Source organism: Janthinobacterium sp. SUN137, assembly GCF_030587265.1.
Classification (GTDB): Bacteria; Pseudomonadota; Gammaproteobacteria; order Burkholderiales; family Burkholderiaceae_D; genus Janthinobacterium; species Janthinobacterium kumbetense.
Genome location: NZ_JAPWHZ010000002.1, coordinates 911595 through 935011, shown reverse-complemented (window position 1 = coordinate 935011; position 23417 = coordinate 911595). Strand labels below are relative to the sequence as shown.

Here is a 23417-nt window from a genome sequence, read left to right as displayed (position 1 = left end):
GCGCTGATGTCCCAGCGCACCACGGACGCACAACTGCAGGCGCTGATGGAGGCAATCTATCAGCGCTACAGCTATGACTTCCGCGACTACTCTTTACCCTCGCAGCGGCGGCGCCTGCATCAGGCGCTCGAACGCCTGCATTGCGCCGACTTGCCCGCCTTGCAGCAGCTGGTACTGGACGATGCCGCCGCCTTTGGCAAGCTGCTGCAGATTTTGACCGTGCCCGTCACGCAAATGTTCCGCGACCCGGCGTTTTTCCGCGCCTTGCGCGAACAGGTGGTGCCCGTGCTGAAAACCTACCCGTCGCCGACCATCTGGGTGGCCGGCTGCTGCACAGGCGAAGAAGCGCTGTCGCTGGCCATCCTGCTGCACGAGGAAGGCTTGCTCGAACGCAGCACGATTTACGCCACGGACATCAATCCGCAAGCGCTGGCCACGGCCGCGCGCGGCGTGTATCCGCTGCACCGGCTCGATGAGTACGGCGCCAACTACCTGGCCGCGGGCGGCCTGGGCCAGCTGGCCGACTACTACACGGCCGAGCACGCCACGGCGCGTTTCCAGCAGCGCCTGCTCGACAGCATCAACTTTGCCGACCACAGCCTGTCCACGGACAGTGTTTTTATTGAAACGCAATTGATTTGCTGCCGTAACGTGCTGATTTACTTCAACAAAACCTTGCAGGAGCGGGCCCTGGGCCTGTTCCACAACTCGCTGTGCCACCGGGGTTTCCTGGGCCTGGGCAGCAAGGAAAGCACGCATTTCACCCGCTTTGCCGCCGAATTCGAGCCATTGCCGGGTCCCGAAAAGCTCTACCGCAAGCGTGCGCCATCGCACGCCGCTTCCCACTACGCTGGACGGCAAAGCCATGCCAGGAATGAAACATGATGAATGAAACAAGCACCAAACTGCTGATCGTCGACGACTTGCCGGAAAACTTGCGCGCGCTCAATGCGTTGATACGCGAGAGCGACCGCAGCGTCTACCAGGCATCCTCGGGCGAAGAAGCGCTGGCCCTGCTGCTGGAACACGATTTCGCGCTGGCCATCCTCGACGTGCAAATGCCGGAAATGGATGGCTTTGAGCTGGCACAATTGATGCGCGGCACGGAAAAAACGCGCCACATCCCCATCGTCTTCGTCACGGCGGCCGGCAAGGAAATGAATTTCGCCTTCCAGGGCTATGAGAGCGGCGCCGTCGATTTCCTGCACAAGCCGCTCGACATCAACGCCGTGCAAAGCAAGGTCAATGTCTTCGTTGCCCTGCACCAGCAGCGCAGCGAAACGCGGCGCCAGGTGCAGGCGCTCGAGCACAGCCGCCAGCAGCAGGAAGCGCTGCTGAAGGAATTGCGCGCCACCCAGGCGGAACTGCAGCGTTCGCTGCGCTTGCGCGACGAATTCATGTCCATGGTGGCGCACGAGCTGCGCACGCCGCTGAACACGCTGTTCCTGGAAACGCAGATGCGCACCGTCAACCTGGAACGGGGCAACCTGGCCGCCTTCGAACCGGAAAAGCTGGGCAAGATGGTGGCGCGCGACGGGCGGCAAATCCGCAGCATGGTGCGCCTGATCGACGACATGCTCGACGTGTCGCGCATCACCAGCGGCAAGCTGTCGATCCGCCGCGAAGCCGTCGACCTGACCAGCCTGGTACGCCGCGTGGCGGACGACCTGGTACCGTATGCGGCCGCCGCCGGCAGCGTGCTGGAAGTGCTGGCCTTCGAACCCATCCAGGGTTACTGGGATGCCTTCCGCGTCGAGCAGATCGTTGTCAACCTGATCAGCAATGCCGTGCGCTACGGCCAGGGCCAGCCCGTGGAAATCAGCCTGGCGCACACGCAGAACAGCGCCGTCATCGAAGTGCGCGACCATGGCATCGGCATCAACGCGCGCGACCAGGAACGCATCTTCGACGCCTTCGAGCGCGTCATCCACCAGGACCGCACGGGCGGCCTGGGCCTGGGCCTGTTCATCACCAAGCAGCTGGTCGATGCGCACGGCGGCGCCATCACCCTGCAAAGCCAGCCCGGCAATGGCGCCCTGTTCAGCGTCACCCTGCCGCTGGCCGGCAGCTGAGGCCCGCATGAGCAGCACTCCTGCCACCAGCAGCCAGGCCGGCGCCAGCGGCGTGGCGTTCCTGCTGCAACTGGAACGCCGGCTGCGCCTGCTGCAAGACACGGGCGAGATCCTCGCCCTGTCGGCCCAGCTGCTGGGCCAGCGCCTGGGCGCCCAGCAAGTGGCGTGTTTCGATATTGACCAGGTCCTGCAGTGCCCCACCCTGCAGCATGCGTGGAGCGATGGCCTGGCGCCGGGCGCCGCCGGCGAATATTTCCTCGGCGATTGCGCGACAGGCCTGTCCGAGGCGCTTGCCGCGGGCCAGGCGCTGGCCGTCAGCGACGTGATGAATGACCCGCGCACGGCCCAGCCCGCCGCGCAAGCCACGTTTGCGCGCCTGGGCATCCGTGCCTTCCTGAACATTCCCATTGCCAAGGATGGCAAGCTGGCGGCCCTGTTCGTCGTGCACAGCCGCGCGGCCCGCCTGTGGCATGCGGACGAGATCGAACTGGCCGTGCAAGTGTCGGAGCGGGTCTGGTCGACCATTTTGCGGGCCCAGGCGGAATCGCGCCTGCGCGCCCTCAGTGCCAGCATGGAAACGCAGGTGGCCGAGCGCACGCGCGAATTCGGCCGCACCTGGAACGTCAGCCCCGACTTGCTGGGCGTGCTCAACCTCGACGGCTATTTCGAACACTCGAACCCCGCCTGGCAAGCCACCCTGGGCTGGTCGGCAGAGGAAATCCGCACGACGAAATTCCTCGAACTGATCCATCCGGACGACTTGCCGCGCACCCATGCGGCCTGGGATGCAGCCAACCAGGGCCAGCCCGCCTTGCGCTTCGAAAACCGCTACCGCCACAAGCTGGGCGGCTGGCACTGGCTGTCGTGGGTGGCCGTGCCCGAAGGCGACAAGGTGTATTGCAGCGCGCGCGATATCACCGTGGAAAAGAAGCTGGAAGCGGACCTGGCCGCGCGCAACAGCGAGCGCGAGCGGCTATGGCGCAGCGCGCAAGACTTGATGGTGGCCATCGATGCCGAAGGCTGCTTTGCCGCCGTCAACCCGGCCGCCGGCGCCATCCTGGGCTGGCTGCCCGAGGAAATGCTGGGCCGCAGCATCTTCGACTTCGTGCTGCCCGAGGATGCCGCCGCCACTCGCCAGGCTTTGCTGCAAGTGGGCAAGGAGTCCATGCCCAGCTTTGAAAACCGCTACCGGCACCGCGATGGCGGCCACCGCTGGCTGTCGTGGGTGGCGGCAATCGAAGGCGACCTGGTGTTTGCCACCGGACGCCACGTCACCCTGGAAAAGGAAGCGCAAAACACCTTGCGCCGCATGCAGGAATCGTTGCGCCACAGCGAGATGGCCCTGCTGCAATCGCAAAAGCTCGAAGCGCTGGGCAAGCTGACGGGCGGCGTAGCCCACGACTTCAATAACGTGCTGCAAATTATCTCGGGCAATTTGCAATTGCTGCAGCTGGGCCTGGACAACGACCCGCTGGCCGCCAAGCGCATCGCCAGCGCCTCGGCCGCCGTGGAACGGGGCGCCAAGCTGTCGGCCCAGTTGCTGGCCTTTGCGCGGCGTCAACCGCTAAAACCGCTGGTGACGGACCTGGCGCAGCTGCTGCGCGCAACGGAAGAGCTGCTGCGGCGCGCCACCGGCGAAACCATCGAGACGCGCTTGCTGCTGGCCGACGACTGCTGGCGCGCCCTGGTCGATCCGCACCAGCTGGAAAACGTCATCCTCAACCTGGCCATCAACGCGCGCGACGCCATGGAGGGCGAGGGCCAGCTGACCATCGAACTCAGCAACAGCGTGCTGGGCAGCGACTACGCGGCGCGCCATGCGGACGTGGCGCCCGGCGACTACGTGCAGCTGGCCGTGTCGGACACGGGCACGGGCATTCCCGCGGAACTGCTGGACAAGATTTTCGAGCCGTTCTTCACGACCAAGAAAGAAGGCGAAGGCACGGGACTGGGTTTGAGCATGGCATACGGCTTCCTGCGCCAGAGCGGCGGCCACCTGACGGTGGACAGTCTGCCGGGCCATGGCAGCACCTTCCGCATCTATCTGCCGCGCTCGCTCGAAGCGGAAACGGAACTGCCGCTGCAGCTGGGCGGCCCCGTGCTGGGCGGCAAGGAAACCATCCTCGTCGTGGAAGACGACGTGCAGGTGCAGACGACGGTGGTGGACATGTTGCGCGGCCTCGGCTATGCCGTGCTGCGCGCCAGCGATGGCGAAAGCGCGCTGGCCATCATCGGCAGCGGCGTGCCCATCGACCTGCTGTTTACGGACGTGGTGATGCCAGGCAAGGTCGCCAGCACGGCGCTGGCGCGCCAGGCACGCGTGCTGCTGCCGCAGCTGGCCGTGCTGTTTACCTCGGGCTATACGCAGGACGCCATCATGCAGGGCGGGCGGCTGGAACCGGGCGTGGAATTGTTGAGCAAGCCATACCGGCGCGAAGACCTGGCGCGGCGCATCCGCCACTTGCTGGCGAATGGCCGCCACGTGACGGCCCTGCACCAGTACCGCGCGCAGCTGGCGCCGCAGCCGGCGCCGGCGCTGCCGGCAGGCCGCCATATCCTTCTGGTGGAAGACAATGCGGACGCGCGCGCCATGACGGGCGACCTGCTGTCCATGCTGGGGCACACGGTACTGGCCGTGGGCACGGCCGAGGAAGCCTTGCCCCTGCTGGACACGCCGGGGCTGGATCTGCTGCTGACCGATATCAGCCTGCCGCGGATGTCGGGCGCCGAGCTGGCCGAACTGGCGGCGCGCGACCATCCGCGGCTGGAAGTGGTGTTTTCCACGGGCCACGCGCCGGCCAATTCCGGCGTGCTGGACCCGCAAGCGCGCTTCCTGGTGAAACCATTTACCGTCGAGCAATTGCAGCAAGCCTTGCTGCCGACAGGCTAGTAAACGTCGAGCCGGCGCGCCTTCAGTGCGCCGGCCAGCTCTTCCAGGCCAAACGGCTTGCGCAGGAAGCGCGCGCTGGCGTCCTGCATCAGGCTGGCGCCCCAATCATGCCCGGAAGCAAATACCACGTCCAGCTGCGGCCAGTGCGCGCGCGCATGGCGCGCCAGTTCCAGGCCGGACATGGTGGGCAGGCTGATGTCCGTCACCAGCACGTCCAGGCCCGGCAAGGCCAGCAGGGGCAAGGCTTCCTCGGCGCTGGACACGCCGTGCACGGTGTGGCCCAGCATATTGAGCATTTCCGTCGTCATTTCGCGCGCATCGTCATTGTCTTCCACCAGCAGGATGCGCCGCCCGGACGGGTCGGGCGCGCCCACCAGGCGGCGGTCGGCCAGCACGTGGCGGATGCGCCGCGCCAGGTCTTCGCGCTGATAGGGTTTGCTCAACAATTCGACGCCCGGATCCAGCCGCCCGCCCTGCATGATGGCGTTGTGCGTGTAGCCCGACGTAAACAGGACGGCCAGTTCCGGCAGCAGCAGCCTGGCCTGCTGCGCCAGCTCCTTGCTGCTGACGGGGCCCGGCATGACGACGTCCGTAAACAGCAGGTCGATGGCCACGCCCGTGCCCAGCAGGGCCAGGGCCGAGGCGCCGTCATCCGCATGCAGCACGTCGTAGCCGAGGCCGCGCAGCATGTCGACCACCGTATGTTGCACTGGGGCATCGTCTTCCACCACGAGGATGGTCTCGCTGCCGCCCAGCACGGGGCCCGTCAGGCCCGGCGGCGGCTCGGCCAGCGTTTCCAGCGAACGGGGCAGATAAATCTTGAACGTCGTGCCGGCGCCCGGCGCGCTGTGCACCTTGATGTGGCCCGCGCTCTGGCGGATGAAGCCGTAGGCCATGGACAGGCCCAGGCCCGTGCCCTCGCCTTCGCGCTTGGTGGTGAAGAAGGGCTCGAAGATCTGGTCGATCACGTCGCGCGTCATGCCGTGGCCCGTGTCGGTGATGGTCAGCAGCACATATTGCCCTTCCAGCACGTCCGCATGCCGGCTGGCGTAGTCCGCATCGAGCGTGACATTGCTCAAGGTAAAAGTGAGGCGCCCGCCCTTGTCCATCGCGTCGCGCGCGTTGATGGCCATGTTCAGCAACACGTTTTCCATCTGGTTCGGGTCGACCAGGGTATGCCACAAGCCTTCGCTGATGAAGGTTTCCTCGGCAATCGCTTCGCCCAGGGCGCGGCGGATCAGCTCATGCATGCGGCGCAGCAGGCGCCCCAGGTCCGTCACCAGCGGCCGCAAAGGTTGACGCCGCGCAAAGGCCAGCAGCTGCGACGACAGCTTGGCGCCCCGCTCCACGGCCGAAGCGGCCGAAGCGAGGCGCCTGGCCGCCTGCGGATTGTCGGCCACGGTGAGTTTCAGCAACTGCAGATTGCCCGAGATAATCTGCAGCACGTTATTGAAATCGTGGGCCACGCCGCCCGTCAGCTTGCCGATCGATTCCAGCTTCTGTGCCTGCAATAAAGCTTGCTCGCTGCGCACCAGTGCCAGCCGCGCCTCCTTCTCGTCCGTGACGTCGCGGCCGATGGCATGGATCAGCTTTTGCGCCGGCACGGCCGTCCAGGAAATCCAGCGGTAGCCGCCATCGCGGCGCCGGTAGCGGTTTTCCATGCGCAAGGTGGGCGCGCCGTGGGCCAGGCGCGACAAGTCCTTCAAGGCCGCCATGCGGTCGTCGGGATGCACGAGGCTGATGAAATCCATGCCCAGCGACTCGATTTCCGGCCGGTCGAGGATCTTGCTCCAGGCGGGATTGACGGCGATGATCATGCCGGCCAGGTCCGCCACCAGCATGATATCGGTCGACAGCCGCCACATGCGGTCGCGGTCGGCCGTGCGGTTGGCCATTTCCACTTCCAGCGAGGAATTCAGGTAGGCCATCTTTTCCAGCACGTTCTTCTGTTCCTGCACGTCCGTATTCGTGCCCACCCAGCGCAGCACCGTGCCCGCCTCGTCGAACAGGGGCAAGGCGCGCGCCAGGAACCAGCGGTAGGCGCCGTCGCTGGCGCGGCGCATGCGGAATTCGTGTTCGTAGGCGCTGGCGGTGGCGACGGCCCGTTCCCAGCTCTTTTGCGTGGCCTGCACGTCGTCCGGATGCACGCAGTGGCGAAAACCGCTGGTGACCAGCGACTTCAGCGATTGTCCCGTGTATTCGCAGACCTGCTCGTTGACCCAGTAGGTGGCGCCGCTGCCATGCGCCAGCCAGGCCTGGTTGGGCATGGTGGAAGCGAGCGAACGGAACTGCGCTTCGCTGTCGAGCAAGGCGTTGCGCGCCTGCCAGTGTTCATCGATATCCTCGCACGAGCCATACCATTTCGCGGGCTGGCCGCGCTCGTCTTGCCGGCAGTAAGCGCGCGAGTGCATCCAGCGGTAGCGGCCGTCTTGCCGGCGCACGCGCATTTCCTGGTCGAAAGGCTGGCCGCTGCCCACGGCTTCGCTCCAGGCCGCCAGGGAATGGGGCACGTCCTCGGGGTGGATGGCGTCCAGCCAGCTGGTGCCCAGGCCGCTGCCGCCCGTCCATTCGCGCCAGCGCTGCGCCACATAATCGAGCTTGCCGTCGACGTCGGCCGTCCACAGCACTTGCGTGTTCAATTCTATGGCGTAATGAAAATGTTCGCGGCTGTCGTGCAGCGATTGTTCCAGCTGGCTCCGTTCGATGACATGCGCGGCTACGCGCGCGGCCAGCGCCAGCAATTCGGTCTCGGGTTGCGTGGGATGGCATGGCGCCTGGAAAAAAAGACCCAGCACGCCCAGGATATGTCCCTTGGCGCCAAAGACGGGGGCGACCCAGCAGGCGCGGTAGCCGTGCAGCATGGCTTCCTTGCGTCCGGCACTCCAGTTCACGTCACGCGTGATGTCGCCGCAATACACGGGCGCGCCGGAAAAGGCCGCCGTGCCGAACGGGGATGGCTGGTCGCCGCCGTGGCGCAGGGCCAGGCACAGGTCTTGCGGCAGGCTGGGCGCGGACAGGCCGCAAAAGCGGTCGGCTTCGTCGATGAGCACGAGGCAGGCATGCGCGCCGCCCTCGGCCAGGTCTTGCAGCGCCAGCAACAAATGCTCCAATGCATGAGCCAGGTCGGCACCGGCCGCGATGCTGCCCAGCGCAATATGCTCGGCGTCCAGCAAGGAAAGAATGTTGTTTGCGTGCACCGTGTCGATAAGGGGAAAACTGATGCCCGAAATATACCATGGGGCACCCCTCTTGCAGGAGGAAAACAGCTCAGCGCTTGATCTCTGCGTCCACGCGGGCCTATGCTAAAGTGTTGCTCTCTTCTCAAGCGAATTCCAGCATGCCTACCTCCTTGCCATCCTCCCTGATCGCCACCGCCCTGCTCGCCTCCGCCCACGGCGCCGTCGCCGCCCCCATGAGCCTGGACGACTACCTGGCCCTGAACGGCCCCCCGCCCACGGCGCAGATTGCGTATGGCCCCGCGCCGTCGCAATACGCGCAGCTGTTCCGGCCCGACGGCAACGGACCGTTCCCCGTCGTCGTGCTCGTGCACGGCGGCTGCTGGACGGTGGCCTTCGGCGGCATCCAGCAGATGCGCAACGTGGCCGGCGCCCTCGTCGCGCAAGGCATCGCCGTGTGGAATGTCGAGTACCGGCGCGTGGACGAGCCGGGCGGCGGCTATCCGGGCACCTACGAAGACATGCACTCGGCGCTGGACAGCCTGCAGCAGCACGCGCCCCAGTACCAGCTGGACGTGAACCGCATCGCCGCCATGGGCCACTCGGCCGGCGGCCAGCTGGTGCAGTGGATCGCAGGCAGGGAAAAGCTGCCCAAGACCAGCCCCCTGTATCGCGATAAGTTCCTGCCAGTGAAAAATATTCTCAGCCTGGGCGGCCTGGCCGACCTGCGCCATGAAAAGCACTTGATCAAGACCAGTTGCGAGCGCGACATCGCCCAGCTGGCAGGCAGCGCCAGCACCGAGCGCCCCGACATCTACAGCGACACCAACGCCGCCGACCTGACCCCCAACGGCAGCCGCACCGTCTTGATCACAGGCGAGCTCGACACCATCTCCCCGCCCCGCGTCGCGCACGATTACGCGGCCAAGGCAATCAAGGCCGGCGACCATGCGGAAGTGCTGATCTTGCCGGGCGCCAGCCATTATGACGAGATTGCAGCGACGTCGAATGCTTGGACGATGATTTTGCCGGTGGTGCGGGGGATGCTGGGGATGGAGAGCGACAAGAGCCAATAAGGCAAGCGATCAATGGATGCGAATACACAGTTTTCAGACCGGGTAATGAAGGTGAACCATGCGGGAGAGCAAGGTGCCATCGGCATTTATACGGGCCAGATCTTCATGGCACGTTGGACGGCAAGCCATATCGTGCAGGAACTGCGCGCCTTCAGGGCGCATGAGCGGGAGCACAGGACAATATTTCACGACGTTCTCAAGCGCCGTGGCTTGCCGCGCTGCCGCAGCTATTACCTGTGTGCGGCCGGAGGCTATGCGCTGGGCATCATCACGGGACTGTGCGGAGCGCGCGCGATCTCGCTGACCACCGTGGCCGTCGAACGGGTGGTCCTCCAACATCTGCGGCACCAACTCACCATGTTGAGCGAGGACGATGACGCGGTACACGCCATTGCAGCGATACTCAGGGACGAGCAGGAACATCACGACCAGGCATCGATCTACACGCAAGGCAGCGGGATGTTCGGACGCATGCTGAGCGCTGTGGTGTCCGGCGCCACGGAATCGGTGATCTGGCTGGGGATGCGCCTTTAAGCATCACGAAACACGACGATCTGCACCAGTACCAGTATCAATACTTATGATATCGAGGGCCACAAGATCGCGTTGTATTTACAGGTCTGCGTGCCTGGTGGATTGGCGAGGGAACGCATGCTCAATGAAGGCCGCGAATCTGCCGGCTGAGATTATCCGTTTCTCATTTCAACTGATACTATTGGCCCGGGCGGCAAGCGGCCAGAAGCGGTCATGCGAGTTGTATTCTAAAACCAAAGCCTTGCAAGGAAACACTTGGATTTCACAGAACTTGCTTTTAAGAGGATCGATGGATCCTGGATAAGGACACTCGACTACGTCGATTGGGCAAATGAGTTGCTGGAAAGCGGTTGTGATGCGCCTAGCATTTGGGAACTCGCTGTGTGCCGCTGGGACGACTACGTCGATTCGGATCAAGTTGAACGATTATTTCAGTCATGCATAAACGAACTAAGATTGGAACTCCCGAGTGACTGGTACAGCGCTCTACGTACTTATTCGAGTAGCATTTGTCAAAAGATGCTTCAAGGCTTACTTTTGCCTTGGGTATGCGTGCAAGAAATGCTAACAATTTCTGATGATTACAATGAGCCTTATATCCACTGGATCTGGCTGGATCTCGTAGACGACCTCGATCCAGCAAAAGCTCAAACCGGCTGCATAAAATTTAACGGAGCGCTTGACCTAAATAAACCCGAAGAGTGCATCCAGACAGTCGCTCAGCAATTCGTTTTCCTCTGTTCTGTATCTCTACCTGAAAGATTTCCGTGGATATGGCGCTGCGAAATGTGCCAGGCACTTAGCGAGGAAAACACATTTACGCAAACCAAGACATGCACCTGTACTCGCTGTGGGGGCATCGCCACAATGAAAAATATGCGATTTTTCGAAAATCGAGACGCATTGGTGAAAAGTCTCGACAGCGGCGAAAAGGCCGACGCAAAATGTTGAGCTGTGTCCGCTGTGGGGCGGAACTTGGCAACGACGGCAACCGGCCAGAAGCGGACGGTCGTGCAAACATGCGAGATGTAGCGCATTACAGTCATTCATCAGCTGAGTAGGGTTAGCAATGCAAGAAGAATCAAAAGAAGAAGTTCGCAGGATTTTGCAGGGAGCCTTTGGCAGCCTAAATCTCCATAGTGAGCTTCCATCAAGGGAGTTTTACGCGAGACTAAGCGTTGTTGGGCGTCCTGACGTATGGATACTGATCTATGGCGACTACATGGATTTCTCTTATACGGAAAATTCTTCACCAGCCCCACTCATCACCGAAGTTTTTGTAGTACTTCAGCCTGCACAGATCATCGATTGGTCGCCCGGCCGGCTGGCATGTGTTCAGTACAGGTCAGCTGACGCTAACATGCTATTTCAAGCGATCGATGCATTACTAAAGAAACTATATGGACTTACCGAATACAAACTCGCTGGCTCCCTAGAAAAGTTTGGACGCGCGTAAGTTTGTGGGAAAGATCCATTATGGGGCGGTAACAATCGGCCAAGAGCTGCGTTACGTTTCCTGCCCCCTGAAGCAGGGGGGGACCGGCGCAGAGAATTTGCCGTGCAAAAGTTGGGCAGATAATATGGAGCAATAATGTGCGGTACTTTTACAGTAATGGGGCATCGATACCGCTGGATGTTGGTCCGCGAGACAGCCGCGTATCCGGCTTTGACCCGTGCACTAATGCTCCCTCAGGTGGTCGATGTTCTTAGAATCGCAAGTGAAGATTCAGATTTTAATATCGTTATGCGAATAGACGGCACGGCCTATGTTGGGGACGGGAGCATTCATCTGGGTCCCATTCTCTGCATTGGAGATGTAGCCGTTTTAGCTCGGCCATCGAGATGGCCAACTGATGCTCTGCTGCGATTGCGGCCGAGGATCGCTCGGGTGCGCGAAGGCACGCCCTTTAAGGTTGCCGCTGAGCGAGTCGTTCAGTGGGTCACCAGTTGCGCCTTTAAAGCCGTCAGGGTCAAACCGACTGAGTGTCTCTGGGTAGATTACGAATAGTTCGGGAGTGTCTGCTTCGGGGCGTAAGCAGACCTTCCTCAACCGCAAACTGCCAACGATAGCAAGAACCCGCCCGCGCCTCAATCAAAGGCTCTCCGGGCCCAGCGGGCCTGAAAAATGGCCAGGGCAAAGCGCGCGGGCGAAGACAGTACGCATGTACGGCGAGCCCAAGCAACGCAGCCATGGGCATTTTCTCAGGCCCGCGGCTCTGGCCCGCCGTTCTTAAATATTACTGAACACGCGCCAGGTACTGTGCCAGCTGGCCGAACGTCGCCTTGAATCCCTCCTTCATCGACTCAAACCCCTGCTTGAAAGTCTCATGCTGCTCATCCGTCGCCTTGTGCGGCGTCGACCGCAAGGTCATCGTCGTCTTGCCGTTTTCCTCCGTAAGGGTCATCACATTGAACGATTCCAGCGGCCAGGTGGCGCTGACCGGATGCTGCACCGCATTGCCCTGCTTGTCAGCGAATGACAAAATCGACACGATCTTTTCCGGCGCTTCAATCGCCTGGTAGGTGAACTTGCCCCACATCTCATAGCCATTGTCGGCGCGCATGCCGTAATGGAAAATGCCGCCCGGCTGCAAATCCAGCGCCAGCACGCTCAATTCGAAGCCGACGGGGCCCCACCATTGGGCCAGGCGCTCCGGCTCCACCCACGACTGGAATACCAGTTCGCGTGGCGCGTCGAAAGTTTGCGTGATGACAAAGTCGCTGCTGTCGCGGTGCTGTCCGTCCTGCTTCTGTTCTGCGGTGGTCATGGCGCTCTCCTCAGGGTGATGGTCTGGCACTAATGTACCAGCGGCGCAGATAAACGGGAAGGCCTGTACGCCTGTCAAACCAGCATGCTAAAATATTAGTTAGAGACCTAACCATTAGACGACTCACCTTATGACTTCTATCGAAGAGCGCTTTTCCGCCGCCCTCCACAAGACGGCGCGCGGCTGGCGCCATGCCATCGACCGGCGCCTGAAAGACCTGGACCTGGGGCAAGCAAGCTGGATGTGCATCGCCATGATCGCCAAGTCGCCCCAGCCGCCTTCGCAAAGCGAACTGGCCCATCAATTGGGCGTGGAAAACCCCACCATGGTGTCGATGCTGGACCGGCTCGTGAAATCGGGCTTCGTGCAGCGCCAGCCATCGGAAACGGACCGCCGTGTCAAGCTGGTGGTGCTGACCGAGGCGGGCATGCAGGTCTATGACACCGTGCGCAAGGAAGCGGACGGTTTCCGCAAGGAACTGCTGCATGGAATTGATCCCGATCAATTGCGGGCCGCCACCGAACTGCTGGAAGCCTTGCAGGCGGCCACGGAGAAATCCGCATGAGTTCGGCCACAGCCGGCGCCGCACCGGCGCTGCCCGCTTCACTAGACCCCAGCCTGAACCGGCGCATGATCACGATTTCGATCATGCTCGCCACCATCATCCAGGCGCTCGACGGCACCATCGCCAACGTCGCCCTGCCCCACATGCAAGGCAGCCTGTCCGCCTCGCAAGACCAGATCACCTGGGTACTCACCTCCTTCATCGTTGCCGCCGCCATCGCCACGCCCCTGACGGGCTGGCTGTGCGACCGCTACGGCCAGAAAAACACCTTCCTCGTTTCCGTGGCCGGTTTTACGCTCGCTTCCGTGCTGTGCGGCCTGTCCGGCACCCTGTCCGAGATCGTCGCCGCCCGTCTGCTGCAGGGCGTGTTCGGCGCGGCCCTCGTGCCCCTGTCGCAGGCAGTGCTGCTCGACATCAATCCGCGCGAAAAGCACGGCTCGGCCATGGCCATCTGGGGCATGGGCGTGATGATCGGCCCCATCCTGGGACCGACCTTGGGCGGCTGGCTGACGGACAGCTACAGCTGGCGCTGGGTCTTCTTCATCAACATCCCCATCGGCGCCATGGCCTTCTATGGCATCTGGCGCTACATCCGCAAGGACCCGCCGAACCGCCGCATGAACTTCGACATGTTCGGCTTTGCCACCCTGAGCCTGTCCATTGGCGCGCTGCAGATGCTGCTGGACCGGGGCGAGCAGAACGATTGGTTTTCTTCCACGGAAACGTGGATCGAAGCCATCGTGCTGGCCATGAGCTTGTGCTACTTCATCGCCCACACGGCCTTGCGTCCGGCCGGCAAGTCCTTCCTCGACTATCGATTGCTGAAGAACTCGAACTATGTGAGCGGCTTGCTGTTCATCTTCATCGTCGGCATGGTGCTGTTCGCTACCCGCGCGCTGACGCCGTCGATGCTGCAAGGCTTGATGAACTATCCGGCGGCCATCGCCGGCCTCGTGACGGCGCCCAGCGGCCTGGGCACGATGCTGGCCATGCTGATCGTCGGCAGGCTGACGGGCAAGATCGATACGCGCATCCTGCTGGGCGTAGGCTTTTCGATTACCGCGTTCTCGCTGTGGCAGATGGCCAATTTCACCCTGGACCTGGTGCCGAAGACGGTCGTGTGGAACGGTATCATCCAGGGCATCGGCCTGGGCCTCGTCTTCGTGCCCCTGAGCGCGGCCACGTTTGCGACCCTGTCGCCGCAGATGCGGGCGGAAGGCACGGCCATCTACAGCCTGGTGCGCAATATCGGCAGCAGCATCGGCATCGCCCTCGTGCAAACCTTGTTGGTGCGCAATACGCAGATCGCCCATGCATCCCTGACGGAACACATCACTATCGCCAACCCGGCCATGCATGACCCCGCTATTGCCAGCGTCTACAACTTGGGTACGGCTTCCGGCATGGCGGCCCTGAATGGCGAAATCACGCGGCAGGCATCGATGATCGCCTACCTCGACGACTTCTGGCTGATGATGTGGCTGACCATCCTCGTGCTGCCGCTCTTGCTCCTGATCAAACCACCGAAGAAGAATGCGCCCGTCGTGGTCGACCACGCGGCCATGGAATAACCCTCATGCACACACCTATGAAACTCTCCCTGAGCGTCCTGGCGCTAAGTTTGGCCCTGGCCGGCTGCGCCAGCATCCCGCCCGACACGCAACCGTTGCCGCAGCAAGACCTGGCCACGATGCATCTGGCGGCCGACATCCACCTGGCCAGCGAAGGCTGGCCCGCCGCTCAATGGTGGCGCCAGTTCCAGGACGATCAGCTGGACCAGCTGATTGAACACGCCCTGGCCAGCAGCCCCGGCCTGGACGTGGCAAATGCCCGCATCGGCTCGGCCCTGTCCGCGTTCGATGCCCAGCATGCGCAGCGCGGCCCCAGGATCGACCTGGGCGCGAATGCCAGCCGCCAGCGCTATTCGGGCAATGGCTTGATGCCCGCCCCCATCGGCGGCAATTACTACAATGAAACCACCGTGGGCGTGCAAGCCCATTACGACCTCGACTGGTGGGGCAAGCACAAGGCGCAGATCGCGGCCAGCCTGGGCGAAGTCAACGCGCGCCGCGCCGAATATGCGATGGCGGAGCAGATGCTGGCCGCCGAGATCGCCCGCCACTACTTCAGCATGCAAAATGGCTGGGCACGCATGGATAACCTGCATGCGCTCGTCAAGCTGCAACAGCAACTGGTGGTCGACAAGGAAAAGCGCATCGCCAACGGCCTGGGCGTCAGCGACGACCATTTGTCCGCGCAAACGCGTTTGAGCTTGCTGCAGCAGCAGATCGCCTTGCTGGAAACGCAAGTCGTCACGGAGCGGGAAGCCTTGCGCGCGCTGTTGGGTGCGGATGCATCGGCCCTGGCCAATCTGCAGCCGAGGCAGGCCCAGACGCTGCCGCACGCCCTGCCCGGCAAGCTGGGCATGGAATTGCTGGCGCGCCGGCCCGACTTGCAGGCGGCCCGCTGGCGAGTCCAGGCAGCCATGAGCACGATCGAGGCGGCGCAAGCCTCGTTCTACCCCGATATCGACCTGGGTGCCTCGTTCGGCCTCGATGCGATAAAACTGGGCAAGCTGCTGCAGTCGGGCAGCCGCACCCTGTTCATCGGCCCGGCCCTGTCGCTGCCCCTGTTCGACAGCGGCCGCCTGCAGGCGCAACTGGCTGGCGCCCGCAGCGAACGCAATGAATTGATCGCCGACTACAACCAGAACGTCTTCAATGTCGTGCGCGACGTGGCGCAGGCGGGCGCCAGGGTGCAGGGCGTGGAAAACCAGCTGCGCCTGCAGCAGGAAAACCTGCGCGCCAGCGAAGCGCAGTTGCGCAATGCGAATGCCCGACTCAAGCAAGGTCTGGCCGACCGCGCCACGCAACTGAATGCGGAAATGACCGTGCGCGGCCAGGTGGACCTGGGCATGCAGCTGCAAAACCAGCGCCAGGACGCGGAAATCAACCTGACCGTGGCCCTGGGCGGCGGCTACCGTGGCAGCAGCGATTTCGCCGCCAGCGCCGACACCGTCACCACGAAACAATAACCAACGATTACGGAACACATCATGAGCAGCGATACCACCTCCACCTCCGCACCTACCGACAACCCGGGCAAGCGCAAGACCGTCCTCATCGCCATCACGGCCGCCTTCCTCGTGGCTGGCGCGGCCTGGGCCGCGTATTACCAGCTGGTGCTGGCCAAGGAAGAAGTCACGGACAATGCCTACGTGGGCGGCAACCTGGTCACCCTGTCCGCGCAAGTGACGGGCAATGTCGACGCCATCCGCGCCGACGAGACGCAAATGGTGAAAGCGGGCGCCCCGCTGATCACCCTCAACGCCATCGATGCGGAGCTGGCCCTGAGCCAGGCCGAGGCACGATTGGGCAACGTCGTGCGCCAGGAGCGCGAACGCTATGCGAACGTGGCGCAGTACGACGCCGTCATCGAGCAGCGCCGCCTGGCCCTGGCCACGGCCCAGGGCAACCTGGCGCGCCGCGCGCCGCTGGCGGCGGACCAGACGATCTCGGGCGAAGACCTGGCCCATGCGAAACAGGCCGTCGACGATGCGAAAGCGGCCTTGACGGTGGCCCAGCGCCAGGCCGAGTCGGCCAAATCGGGCGTGGCCGGCGTCAGCCTGGCCAGCCATCCGGCCGTGCTGTCGGCCAGGGGCGACGTGCTGCAGGCGTGGCTGGCCGTGCGCCGCAATGCCGTGGTCGCGCCCGTTTCGGGCTATGTGGCCAAGCGCAGCGTGCAGCTGGGCACGCACGTGACGCCGGGCACGCCCTTGATGTCCATCGTGCCGCTGGATCAATTATGGGTCGATGCGAACTTCAAGGAGTCCGAATTGCGCAATATCCGTGTGGGCCAGGCGGCCACCATCGAAACGGACTTGTATGGCAGTAAGGTGGTCTACCACGGCAAGGTGCTGGGCATGTCGGCCGGCACGGGCAGCGCGTTTTCCCTGCTGCCGGCGCAAAACGCCACGGGCAACTGGATCAAGGTGGTGCAGCGCGTGCCCGTGCGCATCACGCTCGATCCGAAGGAACTGGCCGCCCACCCGCTGCGCATCGGCCTGTCGACCACGGTGACGGTCGATACCAGCCATGGCGAAGGGGCCACCCTGGACCAGCCGATGGTGACCAGCACGGTCTACACGACCCAGGCGCTGAGCCAGCCCGTGGATGAAGCGGAGAAGATGGCGGACGCCATCATTGCGCAGAACTCAAGCCACTGACGCCTACTTCGCCTTCCCCGCCGCCGCCACCTGGTCCAGTATATGCTTGGGCACAGCCGCATAGTGTTTGAATTCCATCGTGTAGGTGGCGCGGCCCTGGGTCAGCGAACGCAAGGTTGTCGAGTAACCGAACATTTCCGCCAGCGGCACCAGGGCCTTGACGATGCGTCCCCCGCCGCCGGGAATGTCGTCGACGCCCTGCACCATGCCGCGCCGGGCCGTCAAGTCGCCCATGACGTTGCCCATGAACTCTTCCGGCGTTTCCGCCTCCACCTGCATCATCGGTTCCAGCAGCACAGGATGGGCCTTGCGCATGCCATCCTTGAAGGCGATGGAGCCGGCCATGCGGAACGCGTTTTCGTTCGAATCGACGTCGTGGTAGGAACCGAAGGTCAGCGTCGCCTTGACGTCGACGACCGGATAGCCGGCCAGCACGCCCGACTTTAAGGTTTCGACGATGCCCTTGTCGACGGCCGGAATGAATTCGCGCGGCACCACGCCGCCCTTGATGGCGTCGACGAATTGATAACCGGTGCCTGGCGGCAAGGGTTCCAGCTTGAGCACCACGTGGCCGTACTGGCCCCGTCCGCCCGATTGCTTGACGAACTTGCCCTCGATATCGTCCACCGCGCGCGTGATGGTTTCGCGGTACGCCACCTGCGGCTTGCCGACATTGGCTTCCACGCCGAATTCGCGGCGCATGCGGTCTACTAAAATTTCCAGGTGCAACTCGCCCATACCCGACATGATGGTCTGGCCCGATTCCTCGTCCGTATGCACCCGGAACGACGGGTCTTCCTGCGCCAGGCGGTTCAGGGCGATGCCCATCTTTTCCTGGTCCGGCTTGGTCTTGGGTTCGACCGCCTGGGAAATCACGGGTTCCGGGAAAATCATCTTTTCCAGCACGATGATGTGGTCGATGGCGCACAGGGTGTCGCCCGTGGTGACGGCTTTCAGGCCCACGGCGGCGGCGATGTCGCCCGCATACACTTCCTTGATTTCCTTGCGCTCGTTCGCATGCATCTGCAGGATGCGCCCCAGCCGCTCGCGCGCGCTCTTGGTGGGGTTGTAGACCATGTCGCCCGAGTTCACCACGCCCGAATACACGCGGAAGAAGGTCAGCTGCCCCACGAACGGGTCCGTCATGATCTTGAAGGCGAGGGCCGAGAAATGCTCGTCGTCCGTCGGGTGGCGCTCCACCTCGTTGTCGTGCTCGTCGTGGCCCATGATGGGCGGCACTTCCATCGGCGACGGCAGGTATTCGATGACGGCGTCGAGCATGGCCTGCACGCCCTTGTTTTTAAAAGCGCTGCCGCACAGCATGGGCACGATCTCGTTGCGGATGGTGCGCGCGCGCAAGGCTTGCTTGAGCTCGGCTTCCGTAAACGTGTCGCCATTCAGGTAGCGTTCCGTCATCTCAAGCGTGGCTTCGGCCGCGTTCTCGACCATGTGGTCATGCCACTCCTGCGCCTGCGCCTGCAATTCGGCGGGAATCTCGCCATAGCTGAACTGCACGCCCTGGCTGGCGTCATCCCAGGTGATGGCGCGCATTTTCAGCAGATCGATGACGCCCGTGAAATGCTCTTCCGCGCCGATGGGCAGCTGGATGGGCACGGCCACGCCCTTCAGGCGCTCGGCGATCTGCTTGCGCACACGCAAGAAATCCGCCCCCACCCGGTCCATCTTGTTGATGAAGGCGATGCGCGGCACATGGTATTTGTTGGCTTGCCGCCAGACGGTTTCCGACTGCGGCTGCACGCCGCCGACGGCGTCGTAGACCATCACGGCGCCGTCGAGCACGCGCATCGAGCGTTCGACCTCGATCGTGAAATCCACGTGGCCCGGCGTATCGATAATGTTGATGCGGTGTTCGGGGAAGTTGCCGGCCATGCCTTTCCAGAAGGCCGTGGTGGCGGCCGAGGTGATGGTGATGCCCCGTTCCTGCTCCTGCTCCATCCAGTCCATGGTGGCGGCGCCATTGTGCACTTCGCCGATCTTGTGATTCACCCCCGTATAAAACAGGATGCGCTCGGTGGTGGTGGTCTTGCCGGCGTCGATATGGGCGCTGATGCCGATGTTGCGGTAGCGCTCGATAGGTGTTTTGCGGGTCATCACAATCTCCATGGCTAGCCCGGCGCGCCAGTGTCAGCACCGGTTTTCCAGTGTAGCAGACATCGATTTGGGCGGCACGGCGGCAAACCGTTTACCAAGCGCACAACACTGTCCGCCGCGCGCACGGTAGCCGCACGGGGTAAACAAGGTAATCCGCTATACTTTCATAAGTATTAATCTAATAAAGATTAATCAGGATCAAGACGCACGGTAATTTATCGTGTAAGGCGACGCCGCCGGCATGCAGCCCAGGTGCGCACCGAACGACATGCCCCACTCAGCCTATGACTATCCGACTAAGAAAAATAATTCTCTCTTCCCTGCTGGCGTCGCCGGCGCTGGCCATGGCCGGCGAACTGGAACAGCAAATGCAGCGTTGCGCCGTCCTCGGTGACGCCAGCGCCCGCCTCGGTTGCTTCGACACCCTGGCCAAGGCGGCGGAAAAGGCCACCATCGCCGCCGGCGGCGATCCCGCCACGGCGGCGGTCACCCTGGCGGCAGCCGCCGAAGTCGCCCCCCTCACGTTTGTCAGTCCGCCTGGCGTGGCCACGCCGGACGCCGTCAACGCCGCCATTCCCGCCATCGCGCAGGCTGGCGCGGCGCCGCCGGAAGCGCCAATTTCGCGCACGCAACAGTCCTGGGAGCTGAACGACGCCTCGAAGCGGGGCCTGTTCAACTTCCGCCCGCACCGCGACACCTATCTGCTGCTGGCCAATTACAGCGACGCATCCAATGACGAACCGTTCCAGGATTTCACGCCGGCCGGCATCAAGAGCCAGCACGTGGAATTGACGTTCCAGCTGAGTTTCAAGATGAAGCTGCTGGAAGATATCGCCGGCACGCCCATCGACATGTGGTTCGGCTACACGCAGCAAAGTTTCTGGCAGGCATATAACCGCAAGGCGTCGAGCCCCTTCCGCGAGACCAATTACCAGCCGGAACTGATGCTGGTCATGCCGATCAACAAGAATTTCGCGGGCATCGAATTCAATTACCTGAACTTCGGCCTCGTGCACCAGTCCAACGGCCAGACGTCGACCCTGTCGCGCAGCTGGAACCGCGTGTATGCCGAGCTGGGCATGGAGAAGGATAACCTGGCCGTCGCGGCGCGCGTCTGGCACCGCCTCGACAACAGCGCGGTCGACAATGACAATATCGACATCACCGATTACCTGGGACATGGCGACTTGCGCGTGAGCTACCGCAACAAGGGGCACGAGTATGCGGTGACGGCGCGCCGTAATTTCAGCAAGAAGCATGGCTCCATGCAGGCAAGCTGGGCTTTCCCTTTGAAGGCCAACCTGAAAGGCTATCTGCAGCTGTTCTCCGGCTATGGCCAGAGCTTGATCGACTACAACTATTCGCAGAAATCGATCGGTGCAGGTTTCATGGTTGACCTGTAAGCGGCACCTCAATGACAAATGGCGCCGAGGGCGCCATTTTTTATGGGGAAAACCAGTTTAGCGCCGCCCGCCGCCCAGCACGCGGGCCGGCAGCATGACGATGGCGCGCAGCAATTCGAACACGCCTTCCACGCCGATGCCGATCAAGCGGAATGGCAGCAACAGCAGCCAGGCCAGCGGATACAGCACGAGGGCCAGCAAGGCCAGGGGCCAGCACACCAGCAAGAGCAGCAGCCACAGCACGAATCCCAGCATTGCGTTCCCCCTAGAATGAAATGTGCGGAGCAAGCCGTGCTTGCCCCGCTACCGTGACAGCACTATAGTAAAGCGCCGCCACGGCGGCAACGGCCATGCGATGAACTGCGTACAGCGGGGATGAACGGTACGAAAACGGGAATGAACGGGGCTTATTGACCGACGCAAATCACTTTCGTGACGTATTCATGCGCATTCGGCTTCTTGCTGGTGGCCCATTTGATGGCCTGGTTGGCATCTTCGATGGTCATGACGGTGGCCTTGTCCTTCGACTTGATGAAGGACACGCCTTCAAACACGCCTTCCTTGCTGCGCATTACCTTGGCAAACACGGGCGGCCTGGTCTCGCCATCGCTGATTTTGTTCTGTTGCACGAGGTAACGCTGATCGATCTGTTCCATGATAGTAAAGCTGTCCAGTGGGTAAAAGACGAAATATACCCTGAATGGACAAACGCCGCAGGATGAAATCGCTGCGGCGTTGCCTTTACATTAATGATGCTTACGCATACACGGCGCTCTGCGTCACCGGCTGCAAGTTGACGTCATAGATGACCTGCGCGCGGATCGACGCTTCCAGCGAGGGAATCGAACCGCCCGCGCGGTACTGGAAAGTCACTTGCAGCACGTCGCCCGCCTTCACGGCGACCGGCGTGGCCAGCGGCAAGCACATGTAGTGGTTCAGCCAATCGATGGTGGTCGAACGCTCGGGCACGACGGCCAGGATGTTCTTGGTGACGAAACGCAAGGCGTTCAGGGTGCCGCTGCGCTCGACGACAAACTTGCCGTCGAAGCCGAACACGCTGTCCGTCGGCTGGCTGAAGTCGATGATGCTGTACACGGACGGCGGCGCCAGTTCCTGTACGCCAGGATGGATGGCCGTGGTTTCCTGGAATTGCACGATGGGCGCATAAAACCCTTCGAAATCGTATTCCTGCTGCATCGGCTGCACGGCCATGATGACGGCCTCGGGCAGGAAGATGGGCAGCGGGCCGCCGAAACGGGCTAGGTAGCGGCGCTTGAACGATTCGATCACTTCCACCTGTTTTTCGCGCAGCATGCCGACATGGATCATTTCGCAAATGACCACATCGACAGGCTCCGGCGGCAGGTATTCGAAGGCATCCGCGTGGACGACTTCGACTTTTTCACCGTTGGGGTTGAGCGCCAGCATCTTGCGCGCTTCCTTGACCATGTCCGGATTGAATTCCACGCACCACACCTTGTCGGCGCGCGCGGCCGCAAACCACGACAGCACGCCCGTGCCGCCGCCCAGTTCCAGCACCTTCATGCCAGGTTTTACCGCGTAATCGATCGCCGACTTGAACCCGTGCATGCGGTTCTGGTCCATCAACATATTGTGGTGGTAATGGACGGGGATAAATTGCCCCAGGTAACAACTCTCGATTTCTCGTTCATTCAGCATGTCTGTCCTCTTGGAGTCTGGCTCCGATGGCCGATCGGTTTTGTCATTCCAGAAAGCAGTGATATCGCACGGGCTGCGCGAGGGGCGGCGACAATACAGCCGGCGCCTGACGGTGATGTGATGACCCATGCGACGTATCTCCTGATTAATGCGACACAATCATTATCGTTAATCGGCAGGGAGAACAAAGGGCTGAGGTGAGAGGCAATTCCATGCCAGTTTCAGCGCTGGCATGGAAAGTATTGCAATTAAAGAATCATTTGCGGGCTGCACGCGCCTTCTGTGCCGCTTCGATGATGGCGACCACGCCGGGCTTGTCGCCCGCCTGGGCGAACTGCACGGCCGTCCAGCCATGGTCGCTTTTCAGGCTGGCGTCCGCGCCCCAGGACAGCAGCAGCTTGACGGCGCCCTCCTGGCCTTCGCGGGCGGCAAACATCAGCGGCGTGATATTCGCGGGGGCGCGCGCATCGACCATGGCGTCGCGGTCGAGCAATATCTTCATGATGGGCAAGTCGCCAGCCGAGGCCGCATAGTGCAGCGCCGTCCAGCCGCTCTGGTTGACCTTGGCGCCCTTGGCCAGCAAGGCGTTCACGGCTTCCAGCTTGTGCTTGTAGGCTGCCATCATCAGCGCCGTGTTGCCGTTGGCCGAACGGGCTTCGATATCGATGCCGGGCGAATCGAGCAATACCTGGAACACCCGGTCCGCATCGTCGCGCAAGGCCAGCACGAGGGGAATGTCGCCCCGCTGCGCGTCAGGCTGGTTCGGATTCATGCCTTCCGCCAGCATGCTGCGCACGCCGCTGACATTATTGACGGAGACGGCGCGGAAGAAAGCGTCCGGTTCCGGCGCCGCGTGGCTGGCGGTGGTGCAGCACAGCAGCATCGCCAACGCGAGTTTTTTCATCATGTCTGACCT

General features: G+C 62.5%; 19 protein-coding genes. 12 read left to right on the top strand and 7 right to left on the bottom strand.

The genetic code is table 11. From position 1 onward, the window contains the following. Positions 1-6: 6 nt before the first annotated feature. Genes O3298_RS12360 through O3298_RS12350 form a run of 3 tightly spaced genes read left to right on the top strand, consistent with a single transcriptional unit; the run spans position 7 to position 4962 of the window. Positions 7-885 carry a protein-glutamate O-methyltransferase CheR gene (locus O3298_RS12360; protein ID WP_305059498.1) on the top strand — a complete coding sequence of 293 codons (879 nt, stop codon included), beginning with the start codon at positions 7-9 and terminating at the stop codon, positions 883-885. Then, positions 882-2072 carry a hybrid sensor histidine kinase/response regulator gene (locus O3298_RS12355; protein ID WP_251348651.1) on the top strand — a complete coding sequence of 397 codons (1191 nt, stop codon included), beginning with the start codon at positions 882-884 and terminating at the stop codon, positions 2070-2072. The genes O3298_RS12360 and O3298_RS12355 overlap by 4 nt, the downstream gene beginning before the upstream one ends. 7 nt (positions 2073-2079) lie before the next feature. Next, on the top strand, positions 2080-4962 hold the full coding sequence (locus O3298_RS12350) for a PAS domain S-box protein (protein WP_305059497.1): 2883 nt from the start codon (positions 2080-2082) through the stop codon (positions 4960-4962). On the opposite strand, the gene O3298_RS12345 is transcribed toward O3298_RS12350, so the two are convergent. Then, entirely contained in the window at positions 4959-8159 is a 3201-nt protein-coding gene (locus tag O3298_RS12345; RefSeq protein ID WP_305059496.1) for a PAS domain-containing protein, read from the bottom strand. The two genes, O3298_RS12350 and O3298_RS12345, sit on opposite strands and share 4 nt — an antisense overlap. A 140-nt stretch (positions 8160-8299) precedes the next feature. Here O3298_RS12345 and O3298_RS12340 point away from each other — a divergent pair, with 140 nt between their 5' ends. The 4 genes from O3298_RS12340 (at position 8300) to O3298_RS12325 (ending at position 11204) form a co-directional block, all read left to right on the top strand. Next, entirely contained in the window at positions 8300-9214 is a 915-nt protein-coding gene (locus O3298_RS12340; protein WP_305059495.1) for an alpha/beta hydrolase, read from the top strand. 12 nt (positions 9215-9226) lie between these two features. Further along, complete coding sequence (locus O3298_RS12335; protein ID WP_305059494.1) at positions 9227-9748, top strand: demethoxyubiquinone hydroxylase family protein; 522 nt, start codon at positions 9227-9229, stop codon at positions 9746-9748. 255 nt (positions 9749-10003) lie between these two features. Beyond that, positions 10004-10699: a hypothetical protein gene (locus tag O3298_RS12330; RefSeq protein WP_289904911.1), complete on the top strand. Its 696-nt coding sequence runs from the start codon at positions 10004-10006 to the stop codon at positions 10697-10699. Between the two features lie 118 nt (positions 10700-10817). After that, entirely contained in the window at positions 10818-11204 is a 387-nt protein-coding gene (locus O3298_RS12325) for a hypothetical protein (RefSeq protein WP_289904910.1), read from the top strand. A 781-nt stretch (positions 11205-11985) separates the two neighbouring features. Here O3298_RS12325 and O3298_RS12320 read toward each other — a convergent pair. Beyond that, the gene (locus O3298_RS12320; protein WP_289914731.1) at positions 11986-12516 is read right to left on the bottom strand and encodes an SRPBCC domain-containing protein; all 531 of its coding nucleotides are present in this window, start codon (positions 12514-12516) and stop codon (positions 11986-11988) included. Positions 12517-12646: 130 nt separating this feature from the next. Between O3298_RS12320 and O3298_RS12315 the strand changes: the two genes are divergently transcribed. The 4 genes from O3298_RS12315 to O3298_RS12300 are packed head-to-tail and all read left to right on the top strand — an operon-like array spanning position 12647 to position 17306. Further along, positions 12647-13081, top strand: coding sequence for a MarR family winged helix-turn-helix transcriptional regulator (locus O3298_RS12315; protein ID WP_305059493.1), 435 nt, complete (start codon positions 12647-12649; stop codon positions 13079-13081). Next, positions 13078-14652 (top strand): DHA2 family efflux MFS transporter permease subunit, encoded by a 1575-nt coding sequence (locus O3298_RS12310; protein WP_305059492.1) that lies wholly within the window; start codon positions 13078-13080, stop codon positions 14650-14652. The genes O3298_RS12315 and O3298_RS12310 overlap by 4 nt, the downstream gene beginning before the upstream one ends. A 17-nt stretch (positions 14653-14669) precedes the next feature. After that, positions 14670-16115, top strand: a complete 1446-nt coding sequence (locus O3298_RS12305; protein WP_305059491.1) for an efflux transporter outer membrane subunit — start codon at positions 14670-14672, stop codon at positions 16113-16115. A 21-nt stretch (positions 16116-16136) separates the two neighbouring features. Beyond that, positions 16137-17306, top strand: a complete 1170-nt coding sequence (locus O3298_RS12300; protein WP_305059490.1) for an HlyD family efflux transporter periplasmic adaptor subunit — start codon at positions 16137-16139, stop codon at positions 17304-17306. Between the two features lie 3 nt (positions 17307-17309). On the opposite strand, the gene fusA is transcribed toward O3298_RS12300, so the two are convergent. After that, positions 17310-19418: an elongation factor G gene (gene fusA, locus O3298_RS12295; RefSeq protein WP_305059489.1), complete on the bottom strand. Its 2109-nt coding sequence runs from the start codon at positions 19416-19418 to the stop codon at positions 17310-17312. A 284-nt stretch (positions 19419-19702) separates the two neighbouring features. On the opposite strand from fusA, the gene O3298_RS12290 reads away from it, so the two are divergent. Next, positions 19703-20821: a phospholipase A gene (locus O3298_RS12290; protein WP_251348638.1), complete on the top strand. Its 1119-nt coding sequence runs from the start codon at positions 19703-19705 to the stop codon at positions 20819-20821. A 57-nt stretch (positions 20822-20878) separates the two neighbouring features. Here the strand turns inward: O3298_RS12290 and O3298_RS12285 are convergent, their stop codons facing one another. From O3298_RS12285 to O3298_RS12270, 4 genes are all read right to left on the bottom strand, one after another. Next, positions 20879-21076 carry a hypothetical protein gene (locus O3298_RS12285; protein ID WP_034784591.1) on the bottom strand — a complete coding sequence of 66 codons (198 nt, stop codon included), beginning with the start codon at positions 21074-21076 and terminating at the stop codon, positions 20879-20881. Positions 21077-21228: 152 nt separating this feature from the next. Further along, on the bottom strand, positions 21229-21477 hold the full coding sequence (locus tag O3298_RS12280) for a hypothetical protein (protein ID WP_092708370.1): 249 nt from the start codon (positions 21475-21477) through the stop codon (positions 21229-21231). A gap of 100 nt (positions 21478-21577) precedes the next feature. Next, on the bottom strand, positions 21578-22501 hold the full coding sequence (locus O3298_RS12275) for a methyltransferase domain-containing protein (RefSeq protein WP_099667907.1): 924 nt from the start codon (positions 22499-22501) through the stop codon (positions 21578-21580). A gap of 256 nt (positions 22502-22757) precedes the next feature. Next, positions 22758-23408 carry an ankyrin repeat domain-containing protein gene (locus O3298_RS12270; protein WP_305059488.1) on the bottom strand — a complete coding sequence of 217 codons (651 nt, stop codon included), beginning with the start codon at positions 23406-23408 and terminating at the stop codon, positions 22758-22760. Positions 23409-23417: the final 9 nt, after the last annotated feature.